At 58.8% G+C, this 14,378-nt stretch carries 11 protein-coding genes and 2 pseudogenes; 3 read left to right on the top strand and 10 right to left on the bottom strand.

The genetic code is table 11. From position 1 onward, the window contains the following. Nucleotides 1–500 precede the first annotated feature (500 nt). Nucleotides 501–716 (bottom strand): hypothetical protein, encoded by a 216-nt coding sequence (locus tag ACXYN8_RS11595; RefSeq protein WP_458889618.1) that lies wholly within the window; start codon nt 714–716, stop codon nt 501–503. Nucleotides 717–1,074: 358 nt separating this feature from the next. Here ACXYN8_RS11595 and ACXYN8_RS11590 point away from each other — a divergent pair. Together ACXYN8_RS11590 and ACXYN8_RS11585 are read left to right on the top strand one after the other, a co-directional pair. Then, nucleotides 1,075–1,563 (top strand): annotated as a pseudogene (locus ACXYN8_RS11590) (DUF6946 family protein). Between the two features lie 453 nt (nt 1,564–2,016). Beyond that, nucleotides 2,017–2,694, top strand: coding sequence for a hypothetical protein (locus tag ACXYN8_RS11585; RefSeq protein ID WP_458889617.1), 678 nt, complete (start codon nt 2,017–2,019; stop codon nt 2,692–2,694). 460 nt (nt 2,695–3,154) lie between these two features. Here ACXYN8_RS11585 and ACXYN8_RS11580 read toward each other — a convergent pair whose 3' ends face one another. The 9 genes and pseudogenes from ACXYN8_RS11580 to ku form a co-directional block, all read right to left on the bottom strand. Further along, the gene (locus ACXYN8_RS11580; protein ID WP_458889616.1) at nt 3,155–4,156 is read right to left on the bottom strand and encodes a hypothetical protein; all 1,002 of its coding nucleotides are present in this window, start codon (nt 4,154–4,156) and stop codon (nt 3,155–3,157) included. 373 nt (nt 4,157–4,529) lie between these two features. After that, nucleotides 4,530–4,973 carry a hypothetical protein gene (locus ACXYN8_RS11575; protein WP_458889615.1) on the bottom strand — a complete coding sequence of 148 codons (444 nt, stop codon included), beginning with the start codon at nt 4,971–4,973 and terminating at the stop codon, nt 4,530–4,532. A 148-nt stretch (nt 4,974–5,121) separates the two neighbouring features. Then, nucleotides 5,122–5,556, bottom strand: a pseudogene (locus ACXYN8_RS11570) (tyrosine-type recombinase/integrase); the annotation flags it as partial. A 65-nt stretch (nt 5,557–5,621) separates the two neighbouring features. After that, the gene (locus ACXYN8_RS11565; protein WP_458889614.1) at nt 5,622–7,811 is read right to left on the bottom strand and encodes a xanthine dehydrogenase family protein molybdopterin-binding subunit; all 2,190 of its coding nucleotides are present in this window, start codon (nt 7,809–7,811) and stop codon (nt 5,622–5,624) included. Next, nucleotides 7,808–8,791 (bottom strand): FAD binding domain-containing protein, encoded by a 984-nt coding sequence (locus tag ACXYN8_RS11560; RefSeq protein WP_458889613.1) that lies wholly within the window; start codon nt 8,789–8,791, stop codon nt 7,808–7,810. Before ACXYN8_RS11560 ends, ACXYN8_RS11565 begins: the two co-directional genes overlap by 4 nt. Continuing rightward, a complete protein-coding gene (locus ACXYN8_RS11555) occupies nt 8,788–9,297 on the bottom strand; it encodes a 2Fe-2S iron-sulfur cluster-binding protein (protein WP_458889612.1) in 510 nt (169 codons plus the stop codon). The genes ACXYN8_RS11560 and ACXYN8_RS11555 overlap by 4 nt, the downstream gene beginning before the upstream one ends. 57 nt (nt 9,298–9,354) lie before the next feature. Beyond that, nucleotides 9,355–11,868, bottom strand: coding sequence for a DNA ligase D (ligD, locus tag ACXYN8_RS11550; protein ID WP_458889611.1), 2,514 nt, complete (start codon nt 11,866–11,868; stop codon nt 9,355–9,357). Next, nucleotides 11,868–12,389 carry an MgtC/SapB family protein gene (locus ACXYN8_RS11545; RefSeq protein ID WP_458889609.1) on the bottom strand — a complete coding sequence of 174 codons (522 nt, stop codon included), beginning with the start codon at nt 12,387–12,389 and terminating at the stop codon, nt 11,868–11,870. Before ACXYN8_RS11545 ends, ligD begins: the two co-directional genes overlap by 1 nt. A gap of 4 nt (nt 12,390–12,393) precedes the next feature. Further along, the gene (gene ku / locus ACXYN8_RS11540; RefSeq protein WP_458889608.1) at nt 12,394–13,233 is read right to left on the bottom strand and encodes a non-homologous end joining protein Ku; all 840 of its coding nucleotides are present in this window, start codon (nt 13,231–13,233) and stop codon (nt 12,394–12,396) included. 154 nt (nt 13,234–13,387) lie between these two features. On the opposite strand from ku, the gene ACXYN8_RS11535 reads away from it, so the two are divergent. Then, nucleotides 13,388–14,179, top strand: coding sequence for an alpha/beta fold hydrolase (locus ACXYN8_RS11535; RefSeq protein WP_458889607.1), 792 nt, complete (start codon nt 13,388–13,390; stop codon nt 14,177–14,179). The last annotated feature ends 199 nt before the right edge of the window (nt 14,180–14,378 follow it).

The following is a 14,378-nucleotide window of genomic DNA, read 5'->3' as shown; positions in this document are numbered from 1 at the left end:
GCTGCGAAGAATGATGTGATTATACGATTGCAGCAATCGTCCAGCTGGAGGGTCTGGGTGACGGACGCAGCGACCTTTCGGTGGTCTGCTGCGTGTGCCTGCAATTCGGTTCTTGACCCTCCCTAGGAACGTGCAATTTCTGGCCCCTGTCGTTCTAACATCTGTCCTCAGAGACGCGACGGGCATTGGTTCAGAGCTTCGCATCCATCGTCTTGAACCTTGCGTACGCAGCTGGGATCTCACACAGATCTGGGATGTAGCGCGAGAGCTTTCAAATAAGTGCCAGCGGTTCTGCGGAACTCTCGCATTCGGTTCGGCCAATCCAACTGCCTCTGCAGGCCATTCGCCAGCGTCTGGCTCAAAGCAGTGAGGTAGCCGGCCTCGGTCGCGATCATCGAATGAAGACGTTTATCGCTTTCCCCACCACGGGACGTTTTATCCCGCATTTCCTGCTTTCTTGAGATTTGCGGGATAAATTTTTTTGAATTGGCTAAGCTTGGTCATGCGCGACGGATGACCTTCTTGTAAGAACCGCAAAGCGTGCAGGTATCGACCTGGCGCTGGAAACCCGGTGACCCGGCCAATTCCCGCGTCTTGTGATTGGCGTGTTGCCTCACCGACGGTCCCAAGCGGTCGGCAATGCAGTCATCGCAAACTGCATCCGGTCGTAAACGCTCGACGAACGCTCGCACTTTTTCAAGAACCGTCTGTGTCATCGCTCAACGCTATCCCCCAGACCAAGCCAGATCCATTGTCGCAACAGGCGTCTCTCTGTCACGCACAGGCTATTGGTCCGGTGGCACTCCTGCTCATTCCATTTTGTTGCCAACGAGACGCGGAACTCAAGTAACCTTGGTTTGGCGAAGACTACAAGCGGGGAAGGTGAGCGACTGGTAATACGAGACGGGAATTCGATCCGAAGGGTTCACATTCCGTAGCTTCGACCAAAGGGCGCAATTCATCATCTCGGTTCGCCAACCTATCGGCAGTCCGGAAGTTCAGTCAAATCTGTGGTCGACCTCTGGTTTGCTGCGAACGCGTTGCCGTCGTCTGTTCTGGCTGCGTTGAGCAACAATATCGTCCTTCGCGATTGCTGATTGCTGGGTTTTTCATCGATCTGTCGATCTTGTTGAAGGTCAACGGCCAAGCCAGACAGACCTCATTGCTAGCAATCGTCACGAGGGCGGGCTTGGCGCTGTTGCCATCGAAGCGAAGGTCTTTGGGACTTTTAATCCAACGGTCGCGGAGTAGTTGGCTGACCCAACGGGTAATCCTCCTACCAGGACAGCTCGACTTGATCAGCTGTGCGGTATCCTTGGTCTCGATCCTGCCACAGACGGGTCGTTGCGGTATCACCGTAATCACGGGACAGCATCGGCAATTATCGAAGCAAAGAGCTACCACGCACATAACGCGGTCATGTTTGTGCAAAGCTTTTGGCCGCGCCGGTCGTGGTTTGATGATTTCAGCGCCTTCGCAACTGTCCTAAGTTTCCCTCCTCCTCAGATGGGAACGGTTATCTTGCTGCAAGTTAATGACGACGTTGCGTTTGGTGTTCGGTAGGTCGCGGAGCCAACAAGCTACCACGATGTTCTTCCGAATAGTTGACCCCTAACAAAAATATTGACGTGCTGACTGTTGAGCTCTCAGCCCGGTACACATTAAATTCCATGACAACTCTCTGGACATCAGGAATTGGCCCGATAGCGGACGGTCTCCTTCAGGCGCCTCTGACCCGGAAAGAAGACTGTCGGCTTACGACCCCATTGAAGACGTTCGCCGTTGGCGCTGGACTTCCTAGAAGCCGACGTTCAGGTCATCCATGACGCCCTAGCCGGAACAGCGAAAATTGGGGTGGTTTTACGACTGTCGGATTTTGAAGTTTGAAGTGGAGAAGCGGACATTCGCAAATTCAGAATGCATGAACTGTTCATATGCAATCGGGCGCAAAGTTGAGTCAGCAAAGATAGGGCCAGAAAATTGAAATCTCTACCAATCCTACTGGCTGCGATCTCAATGAACTTCAGTGGTGCTGCGTCAGCACAGTCCGAGCAACTTGATTTTGGCCCTAAGTTCGAGACGGTCCTGATCGTCGCCCGCCTAGATGCCGATTGCACCTACCGGCGGATAACTATTACCACCGGAGTCCAGAGACCCTGTGTAGTTCCCGCAGGCCCTTCTCAGTTGCTAAAACAAGAAATCGATGGCGCCCGTTGGATCGGCACTGGTGGCAACGACTATGTGAAGGGCTATCACGACGGTCTGGCTCGCTATTTGGTCGAGCAGAAGGTGCGCCTTGGGATCGATCCAAACTTCTCGGCAGCGGATCGAGGTCGCGCAGAACTGGCGCTGAATATTCTCGGTCGATATTGGGATTGCCTTGATCGCCAAATTAGGATGGCAGATGAGAGCGAACTGGCGACCGATGCTGCGCTAGATGACTTGGCAGAGGATGCTTCCGAGAATTGCTCCGAGTATCGCATTCGGGCGATGAGGCGCATTGCACCGGACGCTCCTGATTTTGCCGGTTTTGATCCTATCCGTGATGGGGGTTTACCCAATGCGGGAGTTGCTGAAGTTCTGCACGCCATCCAGCACTTTGCCGTCGCGTACAACGCAGGTCTACGAGGTTATCGACACGGCCACGCGATTGAGCTTATTGTGCTGCCAGCGCCAATAGCAACCCGGCCATAACCCTTCACGATCAGTGACCGGTCTTAGGTGAAGTGGGTTGATCGTCCTGCGGCCATTTTTGGGTCGTTTCCCGCCATCGTCAAAATCCCTGCCCGCCGAACCTACGTCCGCTATCTTGCCCAATAGCCGACAGTCGCGAAACCACCCGAAAGCAGACTAAGTCTGGCTGCGGTTTACGCCCCATAAGCGGACTGGCGGCTTTGTCTACTCGCCAGCTAGTACCGGACGGTCCGCACACAACCACATCGCGGACGTTCGAAACCTTTAAACTCGATGCCGCGGCCCGCCTTTGCTTCTCTTGGATGGCCTAAACTCGATAATGAAATAAAGTGATGCGCGCGGATGTCGCGACGGGCTTTGTCGAGAACGTCCTATCTTTCAGCGCACGTTCGAAGCCGTTTTACGCGCCGAAGCAGTAGCCCAAGCTGGAATGGCGCTGTCCGGAGATTGGCAGCGTTGCTCAGTTCCGTTTTGACGAATGAGTGGGTCTTGTCTGAATGACGGGGCTCGGCTTGCCCTTCCAACTTTGTCTCATTCGCTCGCGAGTCATTTCCGTCTGCGCTCGCAAGGCCTCGTCGCACCACTGATTTAGAGAACTCTCACCACGTGAGTATCTCCAAATGGCAAACCGTTTCCATTCAATGCCCTGAACGACACAAACCCGCGGATTGTAGGTTCTCTCAATAGTCCTGTCATAAAAGAACAGGCGGGTTCCATCGTCCAAATCGGCCACCCCCATCTGGCGTTGGAACGGAAAGAGGACCATGCTGCTTACAACCCGTCGATTGCCCGCAGCTAGGTCAAGTGCCTTCTCGACATCGAATTCCGAGTTGTCCCCCTCGGGTAACTCGATGAGCCATGCTCTCCCTTCATCAGGTATCGTTGTCTCACGAAAAACCGAATACCCGTTTTTCGCAAGCCGTTCATCGAAGAGCGCTTGTTGCTCTGTATCGATTTCCTGCTCATGACATTTGTGGTCTGGCCAATTGGCGACGAAATCTTCGAACTTTGCTGCTCGAAGCGGGGTATCCGCGTTCCTGATCACGACAATTCGGCAGACGGCAACTATTTCAGCGCCACCTTTGATAGTGACGCTGTCCCAAGGATCGTGACCATCGGGGCCTGGATATGGCCCGAGGAACGGCGCGATATAGAATACGCCGCCGCCCGGCCCCATAGCAGCGGACAAAAGATAATCGCCACGCGGTCCGATTTGAGTGGAATACGACGTTGCCTCTATTCCCATTTCCTGCGCAGCAAGCCGGGCATTCTCCTCCAGATGATCGCTTATAGGCCCTAAACGGTTCATCTTCGGATTTGGATCTGCCACCTCGGCAGGCGGAACGACGACATCAACACTTTTATAGGTCACGCCATCATTCGCGTGGGCTTCGCACCCCGCACTAGCAAGCATTACGCTTGCCAGCGCGAGATATGTCAATTTCCGGACGCTGCGAGCCATCTTGTCACACTTTGTCGTCAATCTTGAATGAGCCAGCTTATTTGGCAAATATTATAGCAAAGTGAAAGAAATCCAAGCTTTCTATCGATCTCTCAGATCGCCGGCGTACATCGATTGCCGGACACCGCGCGAGGATCTCATTCTTCAACTTGCGGGAGAAATAAGAAGGGGGCGTAACAAACGGAAGCTTCGTCACGCGCTTCGCCAGAACCTGACGGTCGCCAATCCACCCCATAATCAGACGTTCGCGCTAGGTGCGCCGCCCGCCAGAAGCCGACCGGCTGCTAAGCTCGACTTAGTTTCAAATCCGGTCGATCCGCTGACGACCCTTTAGCTGACGAGCCACTTGGAGGTCAAAGCCGCGGCAGACAATCTACGTGCCCTTAGGGGCCAATTGATCTAGTAATGACTCGATTTCTTCAATGTCATCGCGCTGTCTTTGCAGGCAGATCAATTTCGCTGGTCCGACTTCTTCAGGAGACAGTTCGGGAGGAATACGAGGTTCGTAGATTATCCCAGATTTTTCGCGCACTTCGAACACGAGGCCACTTCGTTTAGCGCGATCACGCACTTCGATCATCCTGTTGAAAATCTGCTCGTCAAGATCGCGATAGATGGTTGGTTCGGGGTCGATCGAGCAAACGTGATCACAGCCGTAGAAGCAATATGAAAACCGGCTGCGCCTTACAGCATTCGTCAACTCTACCCTTTTATCAAAGTCGCGAATAATCAGCGGGTCAAGCCAGTCCGAGCCGGTCGGTTCCTTGCATCCGCCGACGAGAAGAAGCGCGATAATGGTCACGGCCAATCGTTTCATGTGCAGCTTAATAGCCGTTTTTCTTTACCAAATTGCACCCCCATCTCATTAGCTCAAGTCCGGTTCCCACCCGATGTCGGCCGATCAGTGCACCTTCGCGGCAATTTGGAAGCGGTCGATCAGGGCTGCCGAGCGACCGCTTCTTTGGCTAGATTTCAGTTCGCTCCGCTAAGAGCAAGGCGTCTCCAACGTCGACGCCCAAGTAGCGCACAGTGTTTTCGATTTTCGTGTGGCCGAGCAGTATTTGGATAGCTCGGATGGCGCAGGTTGCGCGGTAGATCATGGCCGCTTTCGTCCGTCGAAGCGAGTGTGTCTCGTATTCTGCTTTGCGCAGTCCGATCGCCGTTACCCATTCATCGACCAGACGCGCATACTGTCGCGTGCTCATGTGGCCGGCGTGGTCAACGCGGCTGGGGAACAGATAATCGCGCGTAGAGCCGCCCCGGCGTTCCAACCACTCTAGCAATGTCGCTCGCACATCGGCCGTGATCTCGAATTGCACAGGCCGATTAGTCTTCTGCTGGATGACGGTCGCGCGATTGCGAATCTCGGTGCCCGCAACCACATCACCGATCTTGAACTTGCACGCGGCAGCTAGCGCGAGGTGATCCTCGTTGCGCACCCTTTAAATCGCATAATTGGCCAGCATCAGTCGGGCATTGCAGCCAGAACGCGGTCCGGTGTCATCGGATAGTCGAACAGACGCGCCCCGCAGGCATTGTAGATCGCGTTGGCGATGGCTGCCGCGCCTCCGCACATTCCAAGCTCGCCGATGCCCTTGGCCTGAATGGGACTTGCCGCGCCATCGCGTTCTTCCACCAGCACGACTTCCAGATCGGGAACGTCGCGGTGAACGGGCACGTGATATTCCGCAAGATCGCAATTGACGAGGTGTCCGTCGCGCGGATCGAACTCCAGTGCCTCGGTCAATGCCACGCCGATGCTCCAGGTAATGCCACCGATGCACTGCGAACGGGCGGTCTTTGCATTGAGGACGCGCCCGAAGCCGAATGCGCCGAGCATGCGATCGACGCGAGTCTCACCGGTGTAGTGATTGACGCGCACTTCGGCGAAGAAGGCGCCGAAGCCGGAGGCGGTGTAATCGTCTTCGATATCGCCCGGCTCGTAATGGCCTTCGCGGGCTATGTCGTTGCCACTGAGAAGATCCGTGAGAGCATCGCCGCCGGCAGTTTTGCCTGCGCGAAGGTCGAGTTCTTTCTCACTCGTGCCTGCCTTGTCAGCCAGGTCCTCGCGGATCGCCATGCATGCGATATAGACCGCCGAACCGATCGAAGCTGCGCCCCAACTGCCGCCCGACCCTGGTCCCCTCGGATGGCGCGTATCGCCCAGTTCGACCAGAACCTGATCCGGATCCAGTCCCAGCATCTCTCCGGCAATCTGCGCGAGGATGGTGTAGGTACCGGTGCCGATATCCGTCATGTCCGTTTCGACGAGCGCCGTGCCATCGGCTCTCAGCGTCACGCGAGCCTTCGCTTCGGAAATGTTATGGACGCGAGCGGCGCTAGCCATGCCGGTACCGATCCACCACTCGCCTTCACGCCGCTGGCGCGGTTTGCGGAGGCCCTTGTCCCAACCGAAGGCTTCAGCGCCCTCCTTCAGGCAATCGGCAAGCTTATGCGAGGAGAACGGCAGGTCTTCCTCGGGATCCCTCTCGGGTATGTTGCGCAGGCGCAGCTCGACCGGGTCGATACTCGCCTTCTCGGCAAGCACATCCATGGCGCCTTCGAGCGCCGGCATGCCCACCGCCTCTCCCGGAGCCCGCACCGATCCGGCCGTCATGCGGTGAATGCGCGCGACGTTGAGTATCAGTTCGCGATTTTCACCACCATACATGAAGTGCGACGATTGTAGCACGGGCTCGACAAAGGTTTCGCCCGGAAGGTTGGAAACCAGCGCCTCATGACCGAAGCCGGTGAGCTTGCCTTCATTGTCTGCCGCAAGTCGCAGACGCTGCGTGGTTTCGCTCCGGCGCATGACCGTCTGGAATACCTGCTGGCGCGACTGCACTACCCGGACGGGCCGCCCAATCTGTTTCGCTGCCAGCGAGGCTGCGACCACCTCTTCGCTGACGCCCAGCTTGGAACCGAATCCGCCCCCGACGAAGCGGGATATGAGGCGGATATTCTCTTCCTTCATATCGAGCGCGTCGGCCAGTTCGGTGATGTTGTAGTTGAGCATCTGGAGCGAGGCGTGGACGGTCAGCTTGTCACCGTTCCATCGTGCAATTGCGGCGTGCGGTTCCATCGCGGCTGACGCATGCCCCTTGGTGGTGTAGGTGACGTCGACACTGTGCGCGGCTTCGGCCATTGCAAGCGCCAGATCGCCCTGATGCACCGTCTCTTCCTCCTGCTCTTCCGGTTCGACCGCGTTCGGGCCGAGTGGGGCCCCTTCGTCCTCGCGATACTCGACCTTCAAATGTTTGGCCGCATCGCGCGCCTGCTCGAACGTTTCGGCAACCACCAGCGCGATCGGCTGGCCCCAGTAGCTGACCTGCCCCGGCCCTTGCATGGGCGCTTCATTGGCGGTCCCCTGCGCGGCGCGAGTGCACATCTTCTCATCATCGACCACTGCGATCACGCCGGGCATGGACAATACGCTTGCCCGATCGATGGAGAGAACCTCACCGCGCGTGATGGTCGAGGTGACCAGCACACCCTCGGCGCAATTCTCGACCGGATATTCGGCGGCGTAGGGCGCTGTGCCGGTGACCTTTGCCAGTCCCTCAATGCGCGGCAGGGGCTTGCCTAACACGCCCTGCTTCATATCATCGAGGCGATTGGAATTGTGGGGCTCATCCTGCTTGAAATGGACCGTCATGCTGCGTCCTCCGTCGCTTGCGCCAGAACGGCATGAAGCGTGCGCCGCGTGAGCGGTATCTTGAAATCGTTCTCGCCAAACCCGCGCGCATCCTCGAGAAGGATATCAGCGGCCTTGTCGAACAGCGCTTCGGAAGGCGAATGGCCCAACAGGACCTCTCCGACCCGCGCATCGTGCCACGGCTTGTGCGCCAGTCCGCCGAAGGCGAGGTCGGCGCGGGAGAACTTGCCGTCGCTCATTTCGACGATGGCGGCGATGGAAACGAGCGCAAAGGCATAGGACGAACGTTCGCGCACCTTGCGATAGATTTGCGTGCCGCCAACCGGTGCCGGAAGAACGATGCCAGTGATGATTTCGCCCGGCTCGAGGACATTCTCGATCCACGGCGTATCGCCCGGCAAGCAATGGAAGTCGCGCACCGATACGCTGCGCTCGCCCGTGTCGCCGGAAATCTGCACGGTCGCGCCGAGGGCGCTCAGCGCAACCGCCATATCGCCTGGATAGGTCGCGATGCACTGGTCGCTTGTGCCGAGGATGGCGTGCAGCTTTGCGATGCCGTCAATCGCGCCGCAGCCGCTGCCGGGGTCGCGCTTGTTGCAAGGCTGGTCGACATTGGTGAAGTAGAAGCACCGCGTGCGCTGACACAGATTGCCGCCATTGGTAGCCTTGTTCCGCAACTGCTGCGTCGCTCCGGCCAGAATGGCACGCGACAGGACAGGATAGTCGCTGCGTACACGTGGGTGCACTGCGGTCTCTGTGTTGGTGGCAAGCGCGCCGAGGCGCAGGCCGCCGTCATCCGTGTCCTTGATATCCGCAAAGCCCAGCCGACTGATGTCGGCAAGTTGTTCCGGTTTTTCGACCTGCAGCTTCATGAGGTCGAGCAGGTTGGTTCCCCCCGCAATGGCGAGTGTATCCTCGCCTGCGGTCAGGTTCGACGCTTCGGCCAGCGAAGGCGCGCGGGTGTATTGGAAAGGCCTCATGAGCGCTCTCCCGCTGCGACTTCCTCGATCGCGGCCACGATATTCGCGTAAGCGCCGCAGCGGCACAGATTGCCGCTCATGCGCTCGCGTATCTCTTCGCCGGAAATGGCGATGCGGCCTTCGAGACTTTCGCTGGCATCGCTCGGCCAGTCGGCGGCCAGTTCCTCCAGCATGGCGGTCGCCGAACAGATCTGGCCCGGCGTGCAATAGCCGCACTGGAAGCCATCATGCTTGAGAAAAGCCTGCTGGAGAGCGGACGGTCCGTCGGGTGTGCCAAGACCTTCGATGGTTGTCACGGCGTCGCCATCATGCATTGCCGCCAGCGTCAGGCAGCTGTTGATGCGGACGCCGTTCACGAGCACCGTGCAGGCCCCGCACTGACCGTGATCGCAACCCTTCTTCGTGCCGGTGAGGCCTGCGTGCTGTCTCAGAAAATCGAGCAGACTGACCCGCGGGTCGTCAGAGATGGGGTGAGCAGTTCCATTTACGGTAATTGTGTCGGCCAAGCGCGCCTCCTTTCCAGTTAAACCGTCAGGAGCCGAAAGGTGTCCGAAAACCGGACTTTAAAAATCGGGAAGGCGCTGGTCGGCAAAACCCCAGCCGTGCAACGCCTTCGACGAAGCGCGTCGCAACAGCGTGTCTGCCTGATCGATGGAAAACGGCTTTGCGCTGTCCATTCCTTTGAGCTCGTTCCACGTGACCGGAACAGCGACCGGCGCGCCGGAGCGTGCCCGTGCCGAATAGGGCAGGATCGCAGTCGCGCCGCGCTGGTTACGAAGCCAGTCGATGAAGATCCGGCCCTTGCGCTTCGCCTTGCTCATGTTCGCCGTGAAACGCTCCGGCTCGGCAAGGCTCAGGGCTTCCGAAAACCGTCGGGCGAAATCCTTGTGAGCATCCCAATTATGCCCCGGCGTTAGCGGCACAACCACGTGCACGCCTTTTCCGCCTGAAAGCATGGCGAAGCTAACTAGACCGATGTCGGACAGTCGCGCGCGGATGTCGCCGGCGGCCTGCTTGACGTCGCCGAAGTCCAGTCCTTCGTCCGGGTCTAGGTCGAAAATCATGCGGTCGGGCTTCTCCACGTCGCTGCTGCGCGAGGCCCAACCGTGGAACTCTATCGTGCCCATCTGCACACATTGCAGGATGCCGCGCGCATCTTCGATATAGAGATAGTCCTCGGTCCCTCCGTCCTTTTCGCTGATCGGCACATGGTGGACTGCGTCGCCAAAGCTGCCGCTGTCGTGTTTCTGGAAGAAGCACTTCTTGGCCCGCCCTTGCGGACAACGCACCAGGCTGACGGGACGGCGCGCGGCAAAGGGCAGCATGATGCTCGCAACGGCTTCGTAGTAATCGGCCAGCTCGCCCTTGGTCTGCCCGCTATCGGGGAAGACGACACGATCACGGCTGGATATCTTCACGTCAGAGCCGGTCTTGGGCGGAGGAACTGACCTTTCCGGCTTAACGTCGCCTGCATCCTTGTCGCGGCGCAGGCCCAGATAGCTGCCGTGGCGCACGTTTCCGTCGGCGGTGAACTCGGCAAAGGCGATCTCGGCGACGAGCTTTGGGGTCACCCAGGTGACGCCGCGCGCACTTGCTGCGTCGGTCTCGACCGGCGGGGTCTTGCGCTTGAGCCGCTTCATCTTCGCCGCGAGATCGTCAAGCTCGTCGGCGGTGAAGCCGGTGCCGACATTGCCTTTGTAGACCAGCTCATCGCCTTCGTTTTGGGCCAGCAGCAGCGATGCGAAGGGGCGGCCCTTCGCGCTCGACTTCTTCCAACCGACGATGACGAATTCCTGCCGCCGCGTGCATTTGACCTTCACCCAAGCCCTGCTGCGCGAGTGGCGATAAGGCGCATCGATCTTCTTCGCTATGATGCCTTCCTGCCCGGCCCGGCACATGGCATCGTAGAGCTTCTCGCCAGCGCCGATAACATGGTCGGCGACGTGCACCGGCGGCTCGGCGGTGGAGAGCAGCGCCTCTAGCCGTTCCTTGCGCTCGATATTGGTGAGTTTGGCGAAGTCTTCACCGTTCAATTCGAGCAGGTCGAAGGCGTGGAACGCCAAATTGTCCGCTTTCGACTGGCTGCCGTGGCCGCGTTTCAGCACCTGTTGCAGAGTAGAGAAGTCAGGATTGCCCCTGGCATCGTAAGCGACGATCTCGCCGTCGATCAGGGAGGCGGGCAGGTCGAGCGCGACGATGGCTTCGACGAGCGGACCGAATTTGTCGGTCCAGTCCTTGCCGCTGCGGGTGTAAACGCGCACCTCGCTGCCTTTAACGGCGATGATCGCGCGGTAACCGTCGAACTTGATCTCGTGCATCCAGCCGTTGCCGGTCGGCACATCGTCCACCAGCGTCGCAAGCTGGGGTTTGCGAAATTTTGGAAGCGGAGCGGCCTTGCGCTTCTCCGGTCTTACCTTATTCGCAATGTGCGCTGCGGCCTTTTCCATTTGCGCGAGGAAGGCATCGTTCTTCTTGTCCGCTAACGAGAATTCGCCCGCCTTGTCTGCTGCAATCTCCGTCATGGAGCGACCAGTCAGAACGCTCGTTAGTTCGCGCTCGACGAGCGCGTCGCCTTCCTCAGCGTGATCGTCTTGCAATTTGCGTAGCAGCCAGTTCTCCCTCTTCTCTCCCGGCTTCTTCTTCAGCCTGATAAGCAGCCATTCGCCGCGCATCCGCTCGCCTTTAAGGGTGAAATGCAGGTGTCCCTCGTCGAGATCCTCGGCGCTCTTGCCCGCGATCGGTGCCCAGGTGCCGCGGTCCCACAGCATTACCGTGCCGCCGCCATATTCGCCCTTGGGAATCGTCCCTTCGAACTCGGCATAGGACATCGGATGGTCCTCGGTCCGCACAGCCAGCCGCTTGACATCTGGATCGGGCGAGGGACCTTTCGTGACCGCCCAGCTTTTGAGCACGCCGTCCACTTCCAGCCGTAAGTCCCAGTGCAACCTCGTGGCGTCGTGCTTCTGCACGATGAAGAGGTCGCCGCCCTTGCTTCTTTGTGCTTTGCCCGATGGCTCTGGCGTTTTGTTGAAGTCGCGCTTGGCGTTGTAGGTGGCGAGCGGGTCGGGGCGGGCCATCAGGTGGTCTCGTCGGCTGGATTGATCGAGCCATCCTTGCAATCATCGTTGCTGGTGTCGTCGATCCTGCGGTCTCTGTCTTTGGGTTCGACCACGCGCAGGATCGTGAGCATGATCAGGCTGATCGCCGAGGCAATCGCGACCAGTGGCCATTGCGCGGCGCCGCATGCAATTCCAATGACGGCCGCGAGCCAAAGATGCGCAGCGGTAGTCAGATTGTGCACCTGGCCCTTGCTGAACACGATCAGCCCGGCGCCGATTATCCCGATGAAAGCGCCCGCTGCTTCGTAAACGCGCAAGGGATCCATACGCTGACCACCGAGCTCGTTGTAGAGCGCCACAGTCGAGACAGTCATCGCGGCCGCCGAAAAGCATATCAGTCCGTGTGTGCGCATCCCTGCGGCATGGCCACGCAACTCGCGGTCGAGGCCCAACGACAGGCCGATGGCGGCTGCCACACCAAGTCGCGAGAGAAGGTCCCAGTCAAACCAATGAACCAGAACGGGGTCATTGAGCTCCATCGCCCTATGCGCTCTTCTTGCGCTTGCTCGCCGCGGACCTAGAGGATTTCTTCTTGCCGTCGACCGACTGCTTCAGCGCCGCCATCAAATCGATCACATTATCAACGCTCGCACCATTGTCGCCATCGGCGTCCTCGATGATCGCCTTGTTGCCCTTCGACTTGGCCTTCTTGTCGATCAGTTTGCGCAGTGCATCGATGTAGCGATCTTCGAACTCGCCTGCATCGAAGGGCGCGCTGCGCTGGTCGATGAGCGTGGTGGCGAGGTCGAGCAGCTCCTTTTTGGGCTTTGCCTCGTCGATGTCGTCGAAGAATGACTGGCCCGCGCGCACCTCGTCGGCATAGCGCAGGGTTTCTAGCAGCAGGCCTTTGCCGCATGGTTTGATTGCGACGAGCTTCTCGCTGCCGCGCACCGAGAGTTGGCCCAGTGCGACCTTCTTTGCCTTTCGCAAAGCCTCCCGCAGGACGACGAACGCTTCTTCGGCCAGATCGTCCTTCGGCGCGACGTAATAGGGTTTTTCGAAATAGAGAGGGTCGATCTCGCACTGATCGACGAACTGGACTAGCTCGAGGGTTTTGCGGCTCTCGATTTTGACCGCCTCGATCTCCTCGTCGTCCAATAGGACGTATTCGCCCTTCGACACCTCGTAACCCTTGATAATCTCGTCGGTGTCGATCGGACCGATGCCGGGCACGACCTTCTCGTATTTCACCCGCTTGCCGCTGGGCTCGTGTATCTGGTTGAAGCTGACCTTGGCGCCGGATTTGGTCGCGGTGTATATCTCCACCGGTATCGAAACCAGCGCCAGCCTGATCTGACCCTGCCAATATGCGCGTGTCGCCATGTGTACCTCCGTTTCGACGGACTCAGCGATTGGATGCTAGAATCGTTTCAATTGGGCTGAAATTGGGCCGGTAGCGGACCGTCCGCTCTTGGCCTCACGCGCGCCAATACAGACATTTGTGGCCCTATATGTCGGTGCGAGGCGTTACCCTTGCATGACCATGCGTTACACGCGCACGGGGCGCGGAAAACCCCTCCTCTTTGTCCACGGACTTGGCGCAAACTCCAACTCGTGGGACACGATTTTGCCTGCGCTTTCTCAAGTCAGGGACCTAATCGCCGTGGACCTGCCCGGCCACGGGCAGACACCCGAAGAGGCCGACAGCGGGACGTTCGACGGGCTGGCGCGTAGTCTCGACGACTGGCTCCGCGCCGAAAATCTCGTCGGGGTCGATATGGTTGGCAGCTCGCTGGGTGCTCGCCTGGTGCTCGAGATGGCGCGGCGCGGCCAAGCTGGCGCGGTTGTCGCACTGGATCCGGGCGGCTTCTGGCAGGGGTGGGAGCGGACGTTCTTCAAAGCCACCATAACGCCATCGGTTGCTCTGGTTCGCGCGCTGCGACCGGCGCTTACTGCCATCACCGGAAATGTCGCAGGCCGGACCGCGCTCATGGCCCAGCTCTCTGCAAGGCCGTGGGCACTCGATCCGGCATTCGTTGCGCGTGAACTGAAGTCATTGGCCAATACGCGCACCGTCAATTCGCTTGTGAAGGATCTCGCCAACGGCGCGATGCAGAAGGGCCCTTCGGCAACGGATGCGCCCGTTGTCATCGGCTGGGGACGCAAAGATCGGCTGTGTCTGCCGCGCCAGGCGGATCGCGCGATGAAAGCCTTCCCTGAAGCGACGCTGCACTGGTTCGAGCGTAGCGGACACTTCCCGATGTGGGACCAGCCAGAGGAGACGGTTCGCGTGATTCTGGATGCAACGAGCAGTTCGGAATCGGAATAATACTGCAACTGGGCGGTAAGCAAATCGAGAGCCTGTGATGGGCCAGTCACATTCCGAGGTCCTTTGTTGGGCCGGAGCACGAACCCGCTTCGCGGGAGGGGTGCTGGCGGCGCGGGTTACGCCAGAGCAAGACCGTAGCGAGTAGATTGAACAAGGCCGATCATTCCGGCTCCTTCAACCGAGGAGTCGAGAGATGAAC

This window comes from Altererythrobacter sp. CAU 1778 (assembly GCF_054482795.1).
Note: the sequence above shows the minus strand (reverse complement) of the source record. Positions and strands in the feature narration are given on the sequence as shown.